17 protein-coding genes and 1 pseudogene are annotated in these 20,103 nt (G+C 39.2%); 6 read left to right on the top strand and 12 right to left on the bottom strand.

Translation table 11 applies throughout. From position 1 onward, the window contains the following. Positions 1-13: 13 nt before the first annotated feature. A complete protein-coding gene (gene mutS, locus ME1_RS01245) occupies positions 14-2,755 on the bottom strand; it encodes a DNA mismatch repair protein MutS (protein WP_004862277.1) in 2,742 nt (913 codons plus the stop codon). A 207-nt stretch (positions 2,756-2,962) separates the two neighbouring features. On the opposite strand from mutS, the gene ME1_RS01240 reads away from it, so the two are divergent. Then, complete coding sequence (locus ME1_RS01240) at positions 2,963-5,260, top strand: NADP-dependent malic enzyme (protein ID WP_004862275.1); 2,298 nt, start codon at positions 2,963-2,965, stop codon at positions 5,258-5,260. Positions 5,261-5,310: 50 nt separating this feature from the next. On the opposite strand, the gene secB is transcribed toward ME1_RS01240, so the two are convergent. Together secB and ME1_RS01230 are read right to left on the bottom strand one after the other, a co-directional pair. Continuing rightward, positions 5,311-5,793, bottom strand: coding sequence for a protein-export chaperone SecB (gene secB / locus ME1_RS01235; RefSeq protein ID WP_004862273.1), 483 nt, complete (start codon positions 5,791-5,793; stop codon positions 5,311-5,313). A 144-nt stretch (positions 5,794-5,937) separates the two neighbouring features. Further along, complete coding sequence (locus ME1_RS01230) at positions 5,938-6,444, bottom strand: FxsA family protein (RefSeq protein ID WP_004862271.1); 507 nt, start codon at positions 6,442-6,444, stop codon at positions 5,938-5,940. A gap of 182 nt (positions 6,445-6,626) precedes the next feature. On the opposite strand from ME1_RS01230, the gene ME1_RS01225 reads away from it, so the two are divergent. Both ME1_RS01225 and ME1_RS01220 read left to right on the top strand, forming a co-directional pair. Further along, positions 6,627-7,319 carry a Tim44/TimA family putative adaptor protein gene (locus ME1_RS01225; RefSeq protein ID WP_004862269.1) on the top strand — a complete coding sequence of 231 codons (693 nt, stop codon included), beginning with the start codon at positions 6,627-6,629 and terminating at the stop codon, positions 7,317-7,319. Positions 7,320-7,376: 57 nt separating this feature from the next. Beyond that, positions 7,377-7,970, top strand: coding sequence for a Smr/MutS family protein (locus tag ME1_RS01220; RefSeq protein ID WP_004862267.1), 594 nt, complete (start codon positions 7,377-7,379; stop codon positions 7,968-7,970). Positions 7,971-8,191: 221 nt separating this feature from the next. Here the strand turns inward: ME1_RS01220 and ME1_RS01215 are convergent, their stop codons facing one another. The 4 genes and pseudogenes from ME1_RS01215 to ME1_RS01200 all read right to left on the bottom strand — a co-directional run bounded on the left by ME1_RS01215 (position 8,192) and on the right by ME1_RS01200 (position 12,351). Beyond that, a complete protein-coding gene (locus ME1_RS01215) occupies positions 8,192-9,367 on the bottom strand; it encodes an MBL fold metallo-hydrolase (RefSeq protein ID WP_004862265.1) in 1,176 nt (391 codons plus the stop codon). Positions 9,368-9,556: 189 nt separating this feature from the next. Then, positions 9,557-10,534 (bottom strand): Hsp33 family molecular chaperone, encoded by a 978-nt coding sequence (locus ME1_RS01210; protein ID WP_004862263.1) that lies wholly within the window; start codon positions 10,532-10,534, stop codon positions 9,557-9,559. 33 nt (positions 10,535-10,567) lie between these two features. Further along, positions 10,568-11,146, bottom strand: a pseudogene (locus ME1_RS08340) (Rossmann-fold NAD(P)-binding domain-containing protein). Continuing rightward, positions 11,143-12,351: an aspartate aminotransferase family protein gene (locus tag ME1_RS01200; protein WP_004862259.1), complete on the bottom strand. Its 1,209-nt coding sequence runs from the start codon at positions 12,349-12,351 to the stop codon at positions 11,143-11,145. The pseudogene ME1_RS08340 and the gene ME1_RS01200 overlap by 4 nt, the downstream one beginning before the upstream one ends. Positions 12,352-12,786: 435 nt before the next feature. On the opposite strand from ME1_RS01200, the gene ME1_RS01195 reads away from it, so the two are divergent. After that, positions 12,787-13,314, top strand: a complete 528-nt coding sequence (locus ME1_RS01195) for a GcrA family cell cycle regulator (protein WP_004862257.1) — start codon at positions 12,787-12,789, stop codon at positions 13,312-13,314. Between the two features lie 236 nt (positions 13,315-13,550). On the opposite strand, the gene ME1_RS01190 is transcribed toward ME1_RS01195, so the two are convergent. The 5 genes from ME1_RS01190 to ccmA are packed head-to-tail and all read right to left on the bottom strand — an operon-like array spanning position 13,551 to position 16,597. Next, the gene (locus ME1_RS01190) at positions 13,551-14,270 is read right to left on the bottom strand and encodes a DsbE family thiol:disulfide interchange protein (protein ID WP_004862256.1); all 720 of its coding nucleotides are present in this window, start codon (positions 14,268-14,270) and stop codon (positions 13,551-13,553) included. Next, positions 14,245-14,496, bottom strand: coding sequence for a heme exporter protein CcmD (locus tag ME1_RS08215; protein ID WP_004862254.1), 252 nt, complete (start codon positions 14,494-14,496; stop codon positions 14,245-14,247). Before ME1_RS08215 ends, ME1_RS01190 begins: the two co-directional genes overlap by 26 nt. Then, positions 14,484-15,263 (bottom strand): heme ABC transporter permease, encoded by a 780-nt coding sequence (locus ME1_RS01180; RefSeq protein WP_004862252.1) that lies wholly within the window; start codon positions 15,261-15,263, stop codon positions 14,484-14,486. Before ME1_RS01180 ends, ME1_RS08215 begins: the two co-directional genes overlap by 13 nt. A 46-nt stretch (positions 15,264-15,309) precedes the next feature. Then, the gene (ccmB, locus tag ME1_RS01175; RefSeq protein ID WP_004862250.1) at positions 15,310-15,975 is read right to left on the bottom strand and encodes a heme exporter protein CcmB; all 666 of its coding nucleotides are present in this window, start codon (positions 15,973-15,975) and stop codon (positions 15,310-15,312) included. Then, positions 15,953-16,597: a heme ABC exporter ATP-binding protein CcmA gene (ccmA, locus tag ME1_RS01170; RefSeq protein WP_004862248.1), complete on the bottom strand. Its 645-nt coding sequence runs from the start codon at positions 16,595-16,597 to the stop codon at positions 15,953-15,955. The genes ccmB and ccmA overlap by 23 nt, the downstream gene beginning before the upstream one ends. 304 nt (positions 16,598-16,901) lie before the next feature. On the opposite strand from ccmA, the gene acnA reads away from it, so the two are divergent. Together acnA and rpsT are read left to right on the top strand one after the other, a co-directional pair. Next, complete coding sequence (gene acnA, locus ME1_RS01165; RefSeq protein WP_004862246.1) at positions 16,902-19,589, top strand: aconitate hydratase AcnA; 2,688 nt, start codon at positions 16,902-16,904, stop codon at positions 19,587-19,589. 229 nt (positions 19,590-19,818) lie between these two features. After that, complete coding sequence (gene rpsT, locus ME1_RS01160; protein ID WP_004862245.1) at positions 19,819-20,085, top strand: 30S ribosomal protein S20; 267 nt, start codon at positions 19,819-19,821, stop codon at positions 20,083-20,085. Positions 20,086-20,103 lie beyond the last annotated feature (18 nt).

Below are 20,103 nucleotides of genomic sequence, written 5' to 3'. Positions count from 1 at the left end.
TCATTTACTTTATCTATAGGGGATTTTTTTCAAGTTGTTTGAGGTGATAGAGTGCTTCTAAAGCTTGCTTAGGAGAGAGTTCGTCAGGATGGATATTTTCTAAAGCTTCGTGAAGTATACAATGTTTGCTTGTTTTTTCATGGATGGGAGAGTCCGTTTTAAGAGAAAAAAGTGGGAGATCATCAATTAATTTATGTTCTTTTCCAGCCATTTCGCCTTTTTCTAACTGGTGGAGAACATCTGTAGCACGTGTAATAACTGCTTCAGGAAGTCCCGCAAGTTTTGCAACTTGTACACCGTAGGATCGATCAGCAGCTCCTTTTGTAACTTCATGAAGAAATACGACATCGCCATCCCAATTTTTGACTTTCATTGTTACATTATGGAGGCGATCAAGCTTTTGGGTAAGTGCTGTCATTTCATGAAAATGCGTAGCGAGAATAGCACGACAATGATTAACTTCATGAAGATATTCGACAGCTGCCCAAGCAATAGACAGTCCATCAAAAGTTGATGTGCCCCGACCAATTTCGTCAAGAATGACAAGGGAATGGTGACTTGCATGATTAAGAATCGTTGCTGTTTCGACCATTTCCATCATAAAGGTTGAGCGCCCCCGTGCCAGATCATCAGAAGCACCAACACGACTAAACAAACGATCAACAACACCAATATGCGCAGCCGTAGCTGGAACAAAGGAACCCATTTGTGCCATAATAGCAATGAGAGCGTTTTGCCGCAAAAAAGTTGATTTTCCTCCCATATTGGGACCTGTCAAAAGCCAAATTGCTGCATATTGATGATTTTCTTGTACAGAAAGATCACAATTATTGGCAACAAATGGTTCTGCTGCTTGCTTTCGGAGTGCTTGCTCTACGACAGGATGGCGTCCTGCCGTGATGTGAAAGGTAAGTGATTGATCAATTTTAGGACGACAATATCCCTGTTCTTCAGCAAGATGTGCTAATGCAACGGTTACATCCAAAACAGCAAGTGCTTCAGCGGCTTTACGGATGAAATCAACCTGTTCGGTAATTTCATGAACAAGAGTATCAAAAATTTCCAGTTCAAGTGTCAGTGCGTGGTTGGCAGCATGAGCAATACGGCTTTCAAGATCGGCAAGCTCTGTTGTCGTAAAGCGCATAGCATTTGCCATTGTTTGTCTATGGATAAAACGCGCTTTAGCTTGTGGACTGTTTGTGAGAGCAGATGCTTGTACATTAGTGACTTCAATGAAATAACCTAAAATATTGTTATGCTTTATTTTGAGTGTTTTAATATCTGTTTCTTGAGCATACTGTGCTTGTAGTTCAGCAATAACGCGGCGGGATTCATCGCGCAGAGCGCGCATTTCATCGAGCTCTTTATGATATTGAGAGCGAATAAAACCACCATCACGTTTAAGAAGTGGAAGATCATCAGCTAATGCTTGTTCTAAATGAAAATGCAAAGCAGTAGGCAGGTGTGAGAAAGTCTGTTGTACATCACTTATTTCTTGAGGAAGCAATTCATTGTTAAGGAGCTGATGAAGTTCACGAACGATTTCAAAACCGCGCTTGATTGTAGCCATATCACGAGGTCCTCCTCGTCCAAGGGCCAACCGTGAAACGGCGCGTGGCATATCTGGTCCCCCTTTTAAAATCAATTGTATGGCTTCTGCAAGCGATGCATTGCGTAGAAAGAAATCTATTGAATCCAGACGCGTATCAATAGCTGCAGGTGAGGTAAGAGGAGCAATAAGGCGATCAACGAGAAGGCGTGATCCTCCTCCTGTTACGGTACGATCAATAGCTTTGAGTAAACTTCCATCTCGTTGACCTGATGTTGTTCGAATAAGCTCGAGACTTAGTCTGGTTGCGGCATCAATGAAAAGGGTAGCACTTTCATTTTGACGTTCAGGCCGCATGAGAGGAGGGCGATGCGTGATTTGGGTTTTTTCAATATAACGAATGGCGGCGGTAATTGCGGAAAGTTCTGGGCGTGAATAATCAGCAACACCTTCAAGAGTTGAGAGTTTGAAATAATTGCAAATATCGCGTTCAGCGGTGATTACATCAAAGAGATTTGCAGGTTGAGGTGAAATGATGCGTCCGAGAACATCAAAAAGTGATTTGTGGGATTTATCATGAAAAAAAGAGTCAGCGACAATGATTTCTTGTGGATCCACGCGCATAATATCGGTCAAAAGTTTTTCATTACGACTTTCTGTTACACGAAATATGCCTGTTGAGATATCAATCCAAGAAAGGGCAAATTCCTCTCCATCGCTGGTTTGTATGCGGGCAAGTGTCATAAGATAATTTGCACGCGTTGGATCGAGAAGCTTTTCTTCTGTTATAGTTCCAGGTGTGACAAGACGAACGACATCGCGCCGAACAACCGATTTTGATCCACGTTTTTTAGCTTCTGCAGGATCTTCTGTTTGTTCACAAACAGCAACGCGATAACCACAGGCAATAAGTTTTTGCAAATAATCATCAGCACAATGAACGGGAACACCACACATGGGAATATCTTCACCCAAATGTTTTCCGCGTGTTGTGAGTGTGATGCCTAAAGCTTGAGCGGCTTCAACTGCATCATTAAAAAAGAGTTCATAAAAATCACCCATTCTATAAAAGAGAAGGGAGTCATGATTTACTGCTTTGATTTCTATATATTGCTCCATCATAGGTGTAAGGCGCTGTTGATGAGGAGCAGATGAGGAGGATGGCTGTGGGATTAAATTATTTTTATGGGTGGCTTTATTATCCATTTTTACGCGCCTGTTTTTTTCATATGAGGCTTTAGCGCCCTTTTTTGTTTACTTCAATGTTTATCTTCATTATCTCTGAATTGAAATGTATGATCAGGTCCGTTAAAGCAAGCATAGCGATTTCTGACATATGAATCAAATTTTAAAATTGGATAATGACACGCGTTATCAAGAGGAATTTACACTGTTTTTGGAAAGCTAAGTGAGATGAAAAAAAGTGAGCAGGATCAGAAAACGCCTCAAACCATTTATAGTGCGAGTGAACGAGAAGCGCTTGATTTTCATAGTCGTGGACGGCCTGGAAAGCTTGAAATTGTTGCAACAAAGTCTATGGCAACGCAGCATGATTTAGCACTTGCGTATTCACCAGGTGTTGCTGTTCCTGTTAAAGCGATAGCTCAAAATCCGGCATTGGCTTATGATTATACAGCAAAGGGCAATCTTGTTGCTGTTATATCAAATGGAACAGCTATTTTAGGTTTAGGTAATTTAGGTGCCCTTGCATCTAAGCCAGTCATGGAAGGCAAAGCAGTACTTTTTAAGCGCTTTGCAGATATTGATTCAATCGATTTGGAAATTGATACGAATGATACGGAAAGTTTTATTAATCTGGTGCGTCATTTGGAACCTTCTTTTGGTGGTATTAATCTTGAAGACATTAAAGCACCAGAGTGTTTTATAATTGAAAGTCGCTTACGCGAGATTATGAATATTCCTGTTTTTCATGATGATCAACACGGTACAGCGATCATTGTAGCTGCTGGTGTTCTTAATGCCTTGTCTTTAACAGGGCGCGATATGCAAAATACGCGATTAGTCTGTAATGGTGCTGGTTCTGCAGGAATTGCTTGTATTGAATTAATCAAAGCGATGGGGTTTCGACCTGAGAATATCATATTATGTGATACGAAGGGTGTTGTCTATGAAGGTCGCGAGGAGGGGATGAATCAGTGGAAATCTGCGCATGCTGTGCGAACCGATAAACGCACTCTTGCTGAAGCGATGGAAGGCGCTGATATGTTTTTCGGGGTTTCTGCTAAAGGTGCAATTACCCCTGAAATGGTAAAATCGATGGCGCCTCAACCAATTATTTTTGCTATGGCCAATCCCGATCCAGAAATTACACCGGAAGAGGTTATGCAAGTGCGTGATGATGCCATTGTAGCGACAGGTCGTTCGGATTATCCAAATCAGATTAATAATGTTTTGTGCTTTCCTTATATATTTCGTGGTGCGCTTGATGTACGTGCGACGGTCATTAACGAAGATATGAAAATTGCTGCGGCGAGAGCTCTTGCAGATTTGGCTCATGAAGAAGTGCCTGACAGTGTTGCAGAAGCTTATCGTGGAAAGCGATTAAAATTTGGTCGGAATTATATCATTCCTGTTCCTTTTGATCCGCGTTTATTTACTGTTGTTTCTATGGCGGTGGCAAAAGCAGCAATGGAAAGCGGTGTTGCGCAAAAGCACATTGATGACTTAGAAGCTTATGAACGTGATTTGAATGCAAGACGTGATCCCATTTCCTCTATGATGCGTGGTATTTACAATCATGTTCGTCAAGCACCAAAACAAATTGTTTTTGCAGAAGGCGAAGAAGAACAAGTGATGCGGGCTGCTGTTTCCTACGTTCATCAAAAACTAGGACAAGCGATTTTAATTGGTCGTGAAGAACAAGTTAAGGAAACAGCTTCTGTTGCTGGCATTGATCTTGAGCGTGAAGGTATTTCTGTTATGAATGCCAAGCTCTCTTGTCGCACAGATGCTTATGCAAATTATCTTTATAAAAAAATGCAACGCCAAGGTTGGTTGTTGCGTGATTGTCATCGTCGTATCAATAATGATCGCAATTATTTTGCTGCTTGTATGGTGGCATTGGGGGATGCTGATGCAATGGTTACAGGAGTAACACGCAATTATGAAACAGCGTTGATTGATATACGTCGCGTGATTGGTGAAAAACCAAAAGAACGGTTGATTGGTATCTCAATGGCCATTTGTCGAGGGCGCACTGTATTTATTGCGGATACAGCTATTTACGAGAATCCGAACGCTGAGGAACTTGCTGATATAGCAGAACAGACAGCTTCTTTTGTTTGTGGATTGGGATATCAACCGCGGGTAGCTTTTGTAGCATTTTCTACTTTTGGCTATATGAAAGGACAGGTTGCACAGCATATTCAAGATGCTGTTCATATTTTGCATGAACGTAAGGTTAGCTTTGAATTTGATGGGGAAATGAGTGCTGATGTGGCACTCAATTCGAAATTGATGCAGCAATATCCTTTTATGGGATTAAAGGAGCCTGCTAACATTTTAGTGATGCCTGGATATCATGCGTCTTCTATTGCGAGCAAAATGTTACAAGAGCTTGGTGAAGCAACAATTATTGGCCCCATTTTGATTGGATTAGAAAAATCTGTCCAAATTGTACCATTTAGTGGAAACGATACCGATGTTGTCAATATTGCAATGCTTGCTGCTTACCATGCGAGAAAATTGTAAAAATAAAGGCCCATGATATTGCAGGGCCTTTTTGAAAATAAAAAATTTTTTTAGGACGGTTTTATCTGACTCTGACTTTCTTTTTGTTCTTCAGCAAGACGCTTTTGAAACAGAGCAGCAAAATCAATCGGATCAATCCACAAAGGCGGAAAACCACCATTTTGAGTGGCATCAGAAATGATTTGCCGAGCAAATGGGAACAAAAGACGGGGACATTCGATAAAAACGAGAGGCATCACATGTTCTTGTGGAATATTTTCAATATGGAAAACCCCGCCATAAATGAGTTCTACATGAAACAACGTTTCAGCGTCATCATTAGCTTTGACCGAGAGTGAAAGGACGACATCGTAATTATCATCACCAATTGGGTTGGCGTTAACACTAATATTAATATCGATTTGTGGTGCCTTTTCACGTGGACGCAGTGAGCGAGGAGCACTTGGATTTTCAAATGAAAAATCTTTTAAATATTGAGTTAATACAGCAAAAACTGGCTCTCCACCGTTATTGTTCATTTCACCTTCGGCCATATTAGGAACCTCTCATCATCATTGTATGTATTTCTATTTTTGATCTAAAGATCAAGCTGGTTATCACGCTTCGCAAAAGGTTGCAAGAAACCCTCTTCTTGTCTTGGATTATTTTTAAAGTAAGTTACAGATTTTTTTTGCATTTCAATGATTGTCATCATTTTTATGCCATGGAGATTCTGTCGTATTATGGATTTGATAGTCTTCTGCGTTAAGATCAATTATTTTTTCAGACTTATTTTGAGGGTTGGTCTTGTTCTCGGTGTGGATATTCATTTTGTTGCTCAAGAGTGAAAAGAAATACCAGATAGTAGAACGGGCCGGTTTAATAAGGAGTAATATTCCTAAGATATCGCTTACAAAACCTGGAAGGATAAGCAAAATTGCACCAAGTGTGATGAAAGCGTCATCCATGATATGATTTTTTAGTGTACGTCCTTGGATAAATTCACGTTGTATATTTTTAAAAAAGTTAAGCCCTTGAATTCGCAACAAAGTAATTCCCACTATTGTTGTGAGAATGATCAGACTCAAAGTTGCTAAAATTCCAATTTCTTTCCCAACAAAAATAAAACCGGCAATTTCGATCAAGAAGCCGCTGAGGAGGAGGAGGATAAAAAAGCGAGGATTGATAGAATAAAACTTTATCACATGAAAATTCCCTTCTCGATGTTTGGGATAGAAAACTGTAGAGTCATTCTTTTAAACATGAATGAATAAGGGGTACAAAAATATTTGAATAGTAAATTCCCTATTTTACTTATTTATTTATAAATGATATTGACTGCAATGTTTATTACAGATCATCTTAGATTTGGAGATTAACAGCGCCCATGGAATTTGACATTATACTTGTCGTAGCTCTTGTTATTATGGTTGTCGTTTTTGTGCAACTCCGTAATGTATTAGGAAAACGGATTGGTTTTGAAAAGCCTCCCTTTGATCCTTATTCTCGACATTCTAAAAAACAGATTGAAGAAGAAACGGCTGACAATACTGTTTCGTTCCCTCATCAGAGCAATTCCCAAAAGAGCGATTTTGATGAAATTGATGCGATTTCACCAAAAGGAAGTGTACTGAATAAAGGTTTGCGGGCACTCTATCAGAGTGATCCTTATTTTTCTCCTCAATTTTTTATAAAGGGAGCTCAAGTTGCTTATGAAATGATTGTAACAGCTTTTGCTAAAGGTGATCGCGATCAACTTAAAAAATTGCTTTCTCAGGATGTTTTTGAGGGATTTTGTGCTGCTATTGAGCAACGCGAAAAAAAGAATGAAAGAGTCCAGTTTACTTTTGTCGGAATTAATAAGATTGAGTTCGTTGCAGCAAAAATGCAAGAAAAGGAACAATTTTTGACTGTGCGGATTGTGAGTGAAATGATTTCTGTGACCTATAATGAGAAGGGAGAGCGTATAGACGGTGATCCTGATGCTATTGTAGAAATTAGGGATGTTTGGACCTTTATGCGCAATAGTCTCTCGTCTGATCCAAATTGGAAACTTTTTGCAACAGAAGATGAAAATTAAGATCTCCTTTTTCGATAAGATCGTATAAATCAGATTTATAAGAGATTGAAGATTGAAATGTCCACGGATGAATGGAGACAAAAAAGGGATTTATTGGCTTCACAGGATCGTTTTTTATGGGAGATGGTGTGTCGTACCACAATACCACTTCATAATAATAAGCCTCATTCTTTTCTTACAAAAGAGACTGAAAATATAGGTAATAAAAAACAGCAGGGAACACCACTCGTTTCATTTTCTCATGGAAATCAACAGAGACCAACAATAGTAAAAAGAGAAAAGGCGACAGTTAAACAAGCACATAAAATTCATTTTTTCGATCGTGTTGTACACCATAAAATTGCCAAAGGTCATTACCCACTTGAAGCGCGTCTTGATCTTCACGGTTGTATGCAGGAAGAAGCTTATTTTTTCTTAAAAAAATTTCTACAATCATCTCAACAGAATGGATTGCGTTATGTACTTGTAATTACAGGAAAAGGCCGATCACTTGGCAGTGATGGCGCTTTGTATAGGTTTGTCCCTCATTGGTTATCAACACCAGCTTTTCGATATTATGTTCATGCATTTGAGCATGCAGCCCGCCATCACGGTGGTGGAGGAGCGCTTTATGTTTGGTTGCGCCGCTTTGTGATGGGGAAAGAGGAATGATATTATTGAGTCTGTTCTGTTTTAAGATTAGTTCATCAGGTGTGGTATTTGGCAGGTAAGGGTATCCTCTTTACAATATAGTCATCCATAGACAATTAACACAGAAAATATAACAACAGATGGGGGGATATGAATTAGGCCTTCTTTAAGCGAGAGTATTGAACAAGTTGCAATACAAAAAAACAATAGACAGCAGATATCTGCTTTCTATTGGAGGTGTGTTATTGGATTTTGATTGTTCCCTTCATATGGGTGAAGGAACCATCTTTTTCTGCAATATTGCTATAGACTGTTGCTGTATTCCAGTCTTGAACATGAACGACATTAGAACTTAATTTAGGTTCATGCCAGTAAACCATGAATATATTTTTGCTGACTTCAAGCGCGGTATATTCCACTGTGTCTTCGACGCCTTGAAAAACGCCAGATGTCCCTTTAAATGACATGGTCCGATTATCATGGAAGTTAAGTTCAAAAATAGTTCCACCAAAGTCCACTTCTGCTACTTTGCCAATAGGAGGATAAGGATTGTTTATATGCCAAGGAATTTCACCGGTAAAAACTTTTGCTCCAAAGTCAAGAGATTGTTGACTAGGAAGATCGGGATATTTTTTCTCCATATCAGAAATAATGCTGGAAGAGTCCTTATGTGAAATGGCAGCATTTTTGTAGTCAGTAAGATATTTTTTTACAAAATCAAGCGATGTCGGAGATGTATCATCTTTAATATAGTGTCCAGGAATGACCATTTCTGGTTTCAGTGATTGCATATCCTCAATACGCTTGATCCACAAATCAAGACCCTGAATGTTTGATGTATCAGCCATCCAAATATGCCCGCCGGTCGATATTGAGACGCCGCCAAGTACGGTTTTCAGGGAAGGGATCCATAGATAACTATGTGCTGTATCATTTCCATCCTGTCGAATATCGATATCTTGACCATCAATAATCAATTGATGAGAGGTTACAGCATCAGGAATATATAATTCTTCTGGAGCATCAGTTCCCATTGTTTCTTTCCACACGTTTCTCTTCGCATCTTTGGTAGCAGAGATTAGATACGCTGTTTGTGCAGTTGATATTATTTGTGCTTGAGGGAACGCTTTTTTAATTTCATGTAGTCCAAAATAATAATCAGGGTCACTATGTGAGATAAAAATATATTTTAGATTTTTTTTCGATTTTTTAATCATATCAACAAGGTGTTGAGCGTACTTTTTTTGAAATTGTGCATCAATGAGTATAGCTTCGTGATCGCCATAAATTAGCGTGGATGTAACAGGAAAAATGGCTTCAGCACCAGGATTAAAAGTTTTCAGTTTTAATGTGGAGGCTGAAGCTATTGTAGATAGAGCCACTGAAGTGAGAAATAGTGCGTTGGCTAGTTTTTTCATTTGAAGCCCTCCTTATTTAAGGTTGCTTACTCTTTAGCCTATAGAAGTTATAAGCTAGGACCTCAAGTGAATTATTTTTATTTTTTTAGTATCTTTCTTGCTTTAGGGGATACAGTCTCCTATTAACTCTAGTCTGAAGCTAGTTTGTTTCTCTTAGTAAGCTCTTATTGCTGATTTATAGGATTGAATTTATATTTTAAAACGGTAAGTTGTTGAACAAAATTCACATGTAACTGAAATATATTCGTTTTTAACCATTTCGTTCCGTTCATCAGGAGGAAAGCCGTCTAGAATTGCTTTAATTTTTTCGCGCGAACAAGAACATTGGTCCACAAGAGAAAAGGGATGAAAAACTCTAACACCTTGTTCATGAAAAAGGCGGAACAAGAGTTGCTTACTGCCGACTTGAGGATCTGTCAATTCTGTACTTTCAATGGTTGCCATCAATGCCTTGGCTTCTTGCCATTGGTTTTCAAGTTGTGCATGGGTTTTCGTTTCTTCTGGTTTTTTATCAGATTCATCTATTTTATGATGAGAGGATGCTTTGGGTAAAAATTGAGTCAAAATGCCTCCTGCTCGCCAGCTTTTTTGTGGTTTTCCCTGTTTGTCTCGGTTGATCAATATAGCAACTGCCAAACGGATATCGGTGGGAATTTGTTCTGATTGATCAAAATAGGTATAGGAAGCTTCTTGTAAATTTGATCCATCTAATTGCACTATCCCCTGATAGGGTTGCGTGTGGGGACCTTGGTAAATGGTAAAGGCTAAAGTGCCTTTTCCAAGAAGTGTGTCTGAAGATATTTGATCATTGGCTATTGCTTGATTTAACTTTTCTTTATCAAAACGAGCATAACCACGGAGGCCAGAAGGAGGAGAAAAATCGCACACCAACATATTAACCGGCCCATTAGAATGGGTTTGTAAAATAAATTTTTCCTTAATTTTCAGGGAAGTTCCAAGCAGAACGGTCAAAATTAATGCTTCTGCTAAAAGGTAAGAAACTGGTTCAGGATATTGATGTCTTGTGAGAATAGAATTTAAAGTTTCTCCAAGTTGTACAACACGTCCACGGATATCAAGTTCTTCAACTTGAAAGGGAATAACAGTATCATCTTCACTCAAATAGATATTGGTGAGAGAGGTGTCATCTGAGGCTCGTTCGGTCATATTTTTGCCTTTTATATGATTTGATTTTCCAGGTTATTGTGGAGAGAAAAACCTATCTTGTAAACACCAAGCAAGAATTGTTTTTTGGGCATGAAGGCGATTTTCAGCCTCGTCAAAAACAACGGAATGCACTTCATTTATCACAGTATCGACAATTTCTTCACCATGATGAGCGGTAATACGCAGATGAAAGTCAAAAAGAGCAGCTTCTTCAATCAGAGAGGTTACATTATTGCCATCTTCCATCTATGCAAATCTTTTTCTAGCAACAGGTCCACGATGTTTTTCATAAGTCAAGATATAGACAAAAAGCGTTAAAATGCGTGCTGTATCAGCTATGGTTTCATTATGATCAAGCTGTTATCTTTGAACTCATTAGCATGAACACTGTCTTCATCAAAGCTGGTGCATACTTATAACGAATGAAATATGGGTTCGTGTGATAGTTTTTCAAAAATCATTTCTAGTGTTTTATCAACAAAAGGTTTTGAACCTTTCTCTATTTTGAAGGATGCTTTGAGGGTTTTTGCATAATCAATAATACGGTGTGCGTTTAAGTGAGGTTAAAACGGATAAACCGGTGAAATGGCGAAGAGTATTTGTCATGTTTATGATACTTGTCTTTTTTTGTTTGTTTGTGAAAGAGAAGCAATTGCTTTTTCGATACGATACAAGCTTTCCTCTACTTCTTCCTCTTTTATGATAAGGGGAGGCAATAAACGCACTACGTTGTTGTTGGCACCAACGCTGAGAACATATTCCTTTTCCAAGGCGTTGACGACAGCATTGGAGGGAACAACACATTGAATACCTATCATAAGGCCAACACCTTGGATTGAGCAGATAATATCAGGATAGATATTGAGAATGTCTGACAGTCCACTTTTTAGCTTATTCCCCATCTGTTGAATATGGCAGAGAAAGCTTGGTTCTAATATCATATCAAGAACACTGTTGCTTACAGCCATCCCAAGAAGATTCCCTCCAAAGGTTGATCCATGGGTCCCTAGAGTCATACTTTTCGCTGCTTTATCTGTTGCAAGACAAGCACCCAATGGAAATCCACCTCCCAGTCCTTTTGCAAGGGTAAGAATATCAGGCGTGATATCACTCCATTCATAAGCAAAAAGCTTTCCTGTTCGTCCAATACCCGTTTGGACTTCATCCAAAATTAAGAACAGATTATTCTCATCACAAATTTTGCGCAAAAATTTTAAATATTCAGGAGAAACTATTCGGATTCCTCCTTCTCCTTGAATGGGTTCAATAAGAATGGCTGCGGTATTTTTATTGATAGCGTTACGCAAAGCGCTTTCATTATAAAAAGGGATTTGAATAAATCCACCAGCTTTTGGTCCAAAGCCTTCAAGATATTTTTCTTGTCCTGTAGCAGCGAGCGTTGCAAGTGTGCGTCCATGAAATGCACCTTCAAAAGTAATAATTTCAACGCGGGTTGGATGACCAGAAGCATAGTGCGTGTGACGAGCAGTTTTGAATGCGCATTCAAGTGCTTCAGCACCAGAATTGCAGAAAAAGACCTTATCAGCGAAACTATTTGTACAAAGTCGTGCAGCAAGAGCTTCTTGTTCAGGTGATTGGAAAAGATTGGAAATATGCCAAAGTTTTTCAGCTTGTATTTTGAGGGCTTCGACCAATTTTGGATGTGCATACCCTAATGCATTGACACCAATGCCAGATGTCATATCAAGATAAAGCTCTCCTTTATCAGAGGTCAGCCATACACCATTGCCTTTTTTGAAATATAAATTACGTCGAGCAAAGCATTTGTAAAGTGGCTGTATAGCAGTAGCGCTCATCATTATTTCCTTTATCTTTTAAATTGTGCCATACAATAAACAAAACGAAGCTGCAAATAAAGCGGTGTTGCAGTTTTGGATAGAGTGCAATTAGCTTTTTATTTTGGAAAAAAACAGTAAAGGTTTTGTAAGAAGCATTTATAGAGGAAAGTCTTAGGCAAATATGAGAGTTTGGCCTATATTTGATTCGCAAGTTGGGGAAAACATTCGAAATAAACTCTTCAAGGGGGCAAAGGCTCTTGTCAGGGAGTCGATGCATATTGTAATTTAAATCTGTAAGTAAGTTTACGTTTTATTTTTAAGTTCCATAGGTTGAGTGAGTTTTTGTAATTGAGTGAGGTATCGTTTTTTCATTCAACCCATTGAACACATTATTCAAACATTTAAAGATGCAAGAAATGCATCTTGATGAGGTGATCAGAATGGAGTGCTGATATGGGTTGGACATATGAACGCGTTGAACTTCTTAAGAAGTTTTGGAGTGAGGGGTTGAGTGCAAGTCAGATTGCAGCCCAATTAGGTGGAGTCAGCAGGAATGCAGTAATCGGTAAAGTGCATCGATTAAAGTTACCGGGACGTGGTAAGACAGCACAAGGTGTACCGCGTGCACAAAAGACACCTGCTAGCTCATCATCTCCGCGGATGCGTCGCACACCATCAACTGTATTACCAACGAATACTGCGTCTTGTAGTATTGAAGAGACCGCTTTAAAGGTGGAGTTTGTAGCGGAGGATGTGAGAGAAATTGATCTATCTGCGCAATCAAATGTAGTTGTGCCTATATCTCGTCAACTTAATCTTTTACAATTAAGTGAAAATACATGTAGATGGCCAGTTGGAGATCCTTTGTCATCGGATTTTCATTTTTGTGGGGCCGATTCTGGCGAAAATGGTCCTTATTGTGCTTTTCATGCAAAGATAGCATTTCAGCCAATTTCTGAAAGACGGCGGATAAGAGTATAGTATTTGCACTATTAAGTTTCATCTTTAAGAGATAATCTACTAAGAGAAAGATTTTAGAAGATGAGACTTTTAATGAATGAAGAAATTTTTTCGTCAAGGAATATTCGCATTTTGTTTTTTGCGTTCGTGAATGAAATTCTGCCTCTTATAAAGACAGCATCATTTGTTTATTTACGCGCTTGTTTTAAAGAGATGTCTTTCTTTTCTCAGACAGTTTTATTATGCATTCCCTCTTGTCACGACATGTAAGTAAGCATTTTTGAGAATTGCTCATTGGGGGATTGAAAGAAGAAAATTGAATTGAGTTCTCGTTCAATATGGAAAAAAGACAGATTATCTTTATGAATCAATATATTGCTGTCTGATAACTTTTCTGTCATTATAGCCTTTTCGATTTGTGGTAGGATTTTTTTCTGATAAATTTGCCATGTTAAAGGGCCAACATGTTTGGCAATAACAATGCTTTCTTTATTTAAAAGAAAGGTTTCTGGTGGTCCATAGACTCCCCAGTTAATGGCCGTGTGTCCTGAAACATCAAATCCAATAACTTTAAAAGGATTGCCAAAATTTCTCAGAAAACGTTGGGCGTTCTCTTTATTGTCCTTATAATTAATGCCAATAAGATCAAAACGTTGATCTTGTGCAATTTTCATAAGAAGTGAGTGCTCTTTGCGACAGGATGAACACCAAGATCCCCAAAAATTGACCAATGTTACACGGCCTTTAAATTGCTCTGTATTGAGAAGATGTTTTTCGTTTTCAAGGAGGGGAAGACTGGTTTGGGGGGCGGGTTTTCCAGCCAGTGTATTTGAGAGGAGAGAAACACCATAGTGATGGTTGTACTTCATAAAGTGGAAGAAAAGCACAATGAGAAAAAAAATTATGAATGATCCAAAAAGACCAAATAAAATGGATAATGATATGCTTTTTCTAGGTTTTTGAGGAATGGTTTTCATGGTATTGTTTTTTCTCAAAGAGCTCTTTTTTATTCAGTTGTTGTAGGGTTTTTTTTTGGTCTATAGCCTTGTAAAGAATGTGCCCAATAAGACAAAGCAGTAGAATTGCAGAAAGCATATAGCTGAGAACAACAATTTGCTCGTGGTGAAGGCTACCAAGGAAAAAATCAATTTTCTGAGAGAGATTTCCTAAGAGTCCATTGTGAATATTATTTAGGGCGAGCATGATGAAGAGTCCTGATGTTGTCCGCGACGGGCTTTTTTGATCTGAAGTATTTTGATATGACGACGATTGATTTCGTTGCGTATAGCCATCAAATAGAACAGAATAAACATAAAGCCGAAACAAGATATCATTGTTATCAGGGGCCATAACATAGCACGCTCGATTGTTGGACCTCCTGAACGCAAAAGCGATGCGGGTTGATGGAGTGTGTTCCACCAATTAACGGAAAATTTGATAATGGGGATATTCACAAGTCCAACGAGTGTAAGAATTGCTGTAGCGCGTGTAGCTTTTTCTTGGTTATCAAAAGCGCGAGCAAGCATGACAATAGCAAGGTAGATAAAAAGCAGAATTAAAACCGATGTTAATCGTGCATCCCACACCCACCATGTTCCCCATGTTGGGCGCCCCCAAAGCGCACCTGTCACAAGGGATAGGGCTGTAAAAATTGCTCCAATAGGTGGACCACATTTGAGTGCTACATCAGCAAGATGAAACCTCCAAATCAAACTCCCCAAAGCTGCAGCACTTATTATGAGATAACAAAATGTAGAGAGCCACGCGAATGGTACATGAATATACATAATCTTGACTGTAATCCCCTGCTGATAATCATCAGGTGAATGTATAATCAGAATAAGTCCTAAGATAAGAAGACACAATGTCATACCGGTTAACCAAGGTAAGATGGCACTGCTTATTTTCATAAAACGGACTAAACTTGTAGGAAGTGCCCCTATTTTAGGTGTGTGAGATGTTTCATTCATGAGTTTTATAATAGGCAGAGTTTTGCTATGCGGCAATCACCTTTTACTATTCTGATAAAATCTTGAGTGTTATCGCTGCAACAAAAGAGCTAAAAAGACTCAAAAGAAGTGAAAAAGCGATAAGAAGAGTCAAGGAAGTGAAAAAAGAGACATTTTGGTTTGTTGGAGCTGTAGCAGCCGAAACACCAAAAATCATGATTGGAATGATCCACGGTAAGATGATAATAAAAATAAGAAGAGTGCTATGTAACAATGACGTTGCAAGGGCAGCACCTATAGCACCAATAAAGATAATGGCAGGTGTTCCGCATAAGAGGGTGAGTATTGTTGTAAAAGTTATCGTGGCATCTAAATGGAGCATGAATGCTAAAACAGGAGTAGCAAAAATAAGGGGGAGCATTGTTCCTACCCAATGGGCAAGGCATTTGGTGAATACGATCAGTGTGAAGCTTTGTCTTTGTCCAGCAAGGATGAATTGGTCAAGATTTCCATCATCGTGATCGGTTTGAAAAAGTTTGTTCAAATTGAGGAGTCCTGCGAAAAGGGCTCCAAACCATAATATACCTGGGCCTATTTGTGTGAGAACTTTAGGATCTGGTCCAATGGCGAAGGGTGTGATTATAATAATAGCGATGAAAAACAAGAGTCCTGTTAACGAAGAGGCTTGTGGTGTTAAAGCTAATTTAAGATCACGCCAGAACAGTGCTTTCATGCGTTTTTTCCTGTGGTGGTGAGAATTTTTTCAGAGCGATTTTATAGTTTTCTGAAATACCGAGAGGATTATGGGTTGCAGCAATAATCATACCGCCTTGATTGAGATGCTGCTGAAAAATATTGGTGAGCAGAGTTTGAGAATGGTGATCAACACCCAATAATGGTTCATCTAGAATCCAAATAGGACGATAAGAAAGCAAAAGGCGTGCAATAGCTACACGCCTTTTTTGTCCCGTTGACAGAACGTTAAAGGGTAAATGTTCAAGATCAGAAAGATTAATGTCAGAAAGGGCTTCATGTGGATAGCGTAAATGTTGCCCATAAAATGTTGCCCAAAATTGCAAATTATCGATGACGGATAAGAAAGGTTTCATAGCATTTTGAGGACCAAGATAATGACATGCAGTTGCTACAGGATATGTTTGTTCGTGGTCTTTAAGTATTACATGGCCTTTAGCAGCTTCAAGAAGACCAGCGATGATTCGTAGTAAGGTAGATTTTCCAATTCCGTTTGGACCTGTGATTGTCATAAGTTGGTGCGGAAATAAACAAAAAGAAAGTTCTTGGAATAGAACTTCTTCATTTCTACAAGCGGCTAAATTTTCACCCGATAACACCATGTAATTGCCTGTTTTGATTTTCTTTCTATAATCTTTATTGCATTATAGGATAAAAAACATGTTTTTTATGTAATTGTATCTAGAATAGTTCTAGAAATAATTCTATAAGCTATATGTTACATCAATATCTGGTGTAGAATGTTTTTTTGGCGCTGATTTCCGAATTTACCGATAAAATAGAAAGGTGAAGGGGGAAATGGATAGCGGAGGTGATTGCGTCTGCGCTCAGGCTACGGCATTGATTCGTAGTTTGTGTTGTTCATTCCGGGAAATTGGGTGGTTTGTAGTATGAGGGTGGACGGTCATGACTCAAATTGATAGCTTTAATTGTCGCAGAATTTTAGATGTTTGTGGACAGAAATATACTTATTACAGTTTGATTGAAGCGGAAAAGAATGGGCTCGAGGGTGTTGCTCGTTTACCGTTTTCAATGAAGGTTATTCTCGAAAATTTATTACGATTTGAAGATGGGCGTACGGTTAAGAAAGAGGATATCTTAAACGTTGCTAAGTGGTTAAATGACAAAGGCAGTGCTGGTGCAGAAATTGCTTACCGTCCTGCACGCGTTCTTATGCAGGACTTTACAGGTGTCCCCGCAGTTGTTGACCTTTCTGCAATGCGTGATGCTATGGTTAAACTCGGAGGGAATGCTGAAAAAATCAATCCTCTCATCCCTGTTGATCTTGTCATTGATCACTCAATTATCGTTGATTATTTTGGCAATCCTATGGCTTTTAAAGACAATGTTGAGTGTGAATATGAACGCAATGGTGAACGTTATCGTTTTCTGAAATGGGGACAGCAAGCGTTTCAAAATTTTCGTGTAGTTCCCCCAGGAACGGGAATTTGTCACCAAGTTAATCTGGAATATTTAGCACAATGCGTGTGGATGAAGAATGATGAGAGAGATCAGACAGTTTATCCTGATACTTGTGTGGGAACTGATTCACATACGACTATGGTGAATGGTTTAGGTGTTTTGGGTTGGGGAGTTGGTGGTATTGAAGCAGAAGCAGCCATGTTAGGTCAGCCCGTTTCTATGTTGTTACCTGAAGTTATTGGTTTTCGTTTAACAGGAAAACTTAAAGAAGGTGTGACGGCTACGGATTTAGTATTGACGGTGACACAAATTCTACGCAAGAAGGGCGTTGTTGGTAAATTTGTTGAGTTTTTTGGTCCTGGTCTGGAACATATGACACTTGCTGATCGAGCAACAATTGCGAATATGGCTCCTGAATATGGAGCAACCTGTGGTTTTTTTCCAATTGATAAGGAAACAGTACGTTATCTCAATATGACAGGGCGCGATGAAAATCGGATCGCTTTAGTAGAAGCTTATTCCAAAGCACAAGGGATGTGGCATGATGAAGCAGTAGCCAATCCCATTTTTACTGATACAATTGAATTAGATATGGAGAGTGTTGTACCTTCTATGGCTGGTCCTAAACGTCCTGAGGGGCGTATTGCCTTGGAAAGTGTGGGACAGGGTTTTGAGGGGGCATTATTCAGCGATTATAAGAAGGTTGTTGAACAAGATCAACGATATCAGGTTGAGGGTGAGGAATATGATCTTGGCCATGGAGATGTGGTAATTGCCGCAATTACCTCTTGCACGAATACATCCAATCCAAGTGTTCTTATTGCTGCGGGTCTTTTAGCACGTAACGCTGTGGCGAAAGGTCTCAAGAGCAAACCATGGGTTAAGACTTCTCTTGCTCCCGGCTCACAAGTCGTTGAAGCTTATCTTCTCAATTCAGGTCTCCAAAAAGATTTAAATGCTTTGGGTTTTAACTTAGTGGGATTTGGGTGCACGACATGTATTGGGAATTCTGGTCCTTTGTATCCAGCTATTTCTAAAACGATTAATAAGAATGGTTTAATTGCAGCTGCGGTTCTTTCAGGAAATCGTAATTTTGAAGGACGTGTATCACCTGATGTGCAAGCCAATTATTTAGCTTCACCACCGTTAGTTGTTGCGCATGCTTTAGCAGGGACAGTGCGTAAAGATTTAACGAAGGAACCTCTTGGAGAAGGTTCAGATGGTCAACCGGTTTATTTGAAAGACATTTGGCCTACTTCGCAAGAAATACAAGAATTTATAGAAAAGAATGTTACGCGTAAGATTTTTGCCGAAAAATATGCGGATGTGTTTAAGGGCGATGAAAATTGGCAAAAAGTTCAGGTTCCAACGGGAGCCACTTATGCTTGGGATGAGCAATCGACATATGTGCGTAACCCACCATATTTTTATAATATGCGGAAGACTCCTGATATCTTACCAGACATTAAAGATGCACGGATTTTAGGTTTGTTTGGTGATAAAATTACGACAGATCATATTTCTCCTGCTGGTTCCATTAAGATTGATTCTCCTGCAGGAAAATATTTGACAGATCACGGAGTGAAAGTGGCTGATTTTAATCAGTATGGGACGCGTCGTGGGAATCATGAAGTCATGATGCGTGGTACCTTTGCCAATATTCGTATTCGTAACTTCATGCTCGGAGAAAATGGTCGTGAAGGAGGCTATACAATTCATTACCCTTCAAGAGAAGAGCAAGCAATTTATGATGCAGCAATGGCGTATAAACGTGAAAGCGTTCCGCTCGTTGTTTTTGCCGGTATTGAATATGGCAATGGATCATCTCGTGATTGGGCAGCGAAGGGGACAAATCTTCTTGGTGTAAAAGCAGTGATTGCTCAATCTTTTGAGCGGATTCATCGTTCTAATCTTGTTGGGATGGGAATTGTTCCCTTTGTGTTTGAAGCAGGTACAAGCTGGCAATCTTTGGGTTTAAAGGGAGATGAAAAGGTAACGATTGAAGGGGTTCATAATTTGAAACCTCGACAAAAGACTGTGGCTACAATAACTTTTTCTGATGGAACGGTAAAAATTGTACCATTATTATGCCGCGTTGATACTGAAGATGAGTTGGATTATTTACATCATGGCGGAATTTTGCAATATGTTTTGCGTAATCTAGCAGTTTGAACCGTATTCGTTTATTGAGAAGTGTTCTTAAACATTAAGATGGATGTCAAAGAGTTTGGCTTTGTTTTTTTATGCCACTCTTTGAAAATTTGATTGACGTTGGTTTGAGGATTGCGTTATAAGCCGTGCAGTTATCAGCAGGTTATATTGCTGAGATTGGATTTTTTTGAATTGGTAGAGATGTCGTTGAGACTTTTCCTATCTTATGCGTTGAAAGAGAGAGATATTTATGGCGAATACACCTTCCGCTCGAAAAGCGGTGCGCAAAGTTGCAGCACGCACACAGGTTAATAAGGCCCGCCGTTCACGCGTTCGTACTTTTATGCGTAAGTTTGATGATGCTTTGGCTGGAGGCGATAAGGCATCTGCAGAAAGAGCGTTTAAGGATTTTGAACCTGAAATTATGCGTGCAGTTTCCAAAGGGGTTTTTCATAAAAATGCTGCTGCACGAAAAGTGTCACGTTTAGCAAAGCGTTTGAAGGCTCTTAGCGTTTAAGCTTTTCCCATTTTATTA

Origin of the sequence: Bartonella vinsonii subsp. arupensis OK-94-513 (genome assembly GCF_000278235.1) — a bacterium.
Lineage (GTDB): Bacteria > Pseudomonadota > Alphaproteobacteria > Rhizobiales > Rhizobiaceae > Bartonella > Bartonella arupensis.
Note: the sequence above shows the minus strand (reverse complement) of the source record. Positions and strands in the feature narration are given on the sequence as shown.

What these genes read in the sequence shown, in the direction of transcription:
- ccmA (WP_004862248.1), bottom strand. Translation starts at nt 16,597, where the DNA reads ATGGTGTTATCGGGTGAAAATTTAGCCGCTTGTAGAAATGAAGAAGTT.
- ME1_RS01195 (WP_004862257.1), top strand. Translation starts at nt 12,787, where the DNA reads ATGGGTTGGACATATGAACGCGTTGAACTTCTTAAGAAGTTTTGGAGT.
- acnA (WP_004862246.1), top strand. Translation starts at nt 16,902, where the DNA reads ATGACTCAAATTGATAGCTTTAATTGTCGCAGAATTTTAGATGTTTGT.
- ME1_RS01210 (WP_004862263.1), bottom strand. Translation starts at nt 10,534, where the DNA reads ATGACCGAACGAGCCTCAGATGACACCTCTCTCACCAATATCTATTTG.
- ME1_RS01225 (WP_004862269.1), top strand. Translation starts at nt 6,627, where the DNA reads ATGGAATTTGACATTATACTTGTCGTAGCTCTTGTTATTATGGTTGTC.
- mutS (WP_004862277.1), bottom strand. Translation starts at nt 2,755, where the DNA reads ATGGATAATAAAGCCACCCATAAAAATAATTTAATCCCACAGCCATCC.
- ME1_RS01215 (WP_004862265.1), bottom strand. Translation starts at nt 9,367, where the DNA reads ATGAAAAAACTAGCCAACGCACTATTTCTCACTTCAGTGGCTCTATCT.
- ccmB (WP_004862250.1), bottom strand. Translation starts at nt 15,975, where the DNA reads ATGAAAGCACTGTTCTGGCGTGATCTTAAATTAGCTTTAACACCACAA.
- ME1_RS01180 (WP_004862252.1), bottom strand. Translation starts at nt 15,263, where the DNA reads ATGAATGAAACATCTCACACACCTAAAATAGGGGCACTTCCTACAAGT.
- ME1_RS01200 (WP_004862259.1), bottom strand. Translation starts at nt 12,351, where the DNA reads ATGAGCGCTACTGCTATACAGCCACTTTACAAATGCTTTGCTCGACGT.
- ME1_RS01240 (WP_004862275.1), top strand. Translation starts at nt 2,963, where the DNA reads ATGAAAAAAAGTGAGCAGGATCAGAAAACGCCTCAAACCATTTATAGT.
- rpsT (WP_004862245.1), top strand. Translation starts at nt 19,819, where the DNA reads ATGGCGAATACACCTTCCGCTCGAAAAGCGGTGCGCAAAGTTGCAGCA.
- ME1_RS01190 (WP_004862256.1), bottom strand. Translation starts at nt 14,270, where the DNA reads ATGAAAACCATTCCTCAAAAACCTAGAAAAAGCATATCATTATCCATT.
- ME1_RS01220 (WP_004862267.1), top strand. Translation starts at nt 7,377, where the DNA reads ATGTCCACGGATGAATGGAGACAAAAAAGGGATTTATTGGCTTCACAG.
- secB (WP_004862273.1), bottom strand. Translation starts at nt 5,793, where the DNA reads ATGGCCGAAGGTGAAATGAACAATAACGGTGGAGAGCCAGTTTTTGCT.
- ME1_RS08215 (WP_004862254.1), bottom strand. Translation starts at nt 14,496, where the DNA reads ATGCTCGCCCTAAATAATATTCACAATGGACTCTTAGGAAATCTCTCT.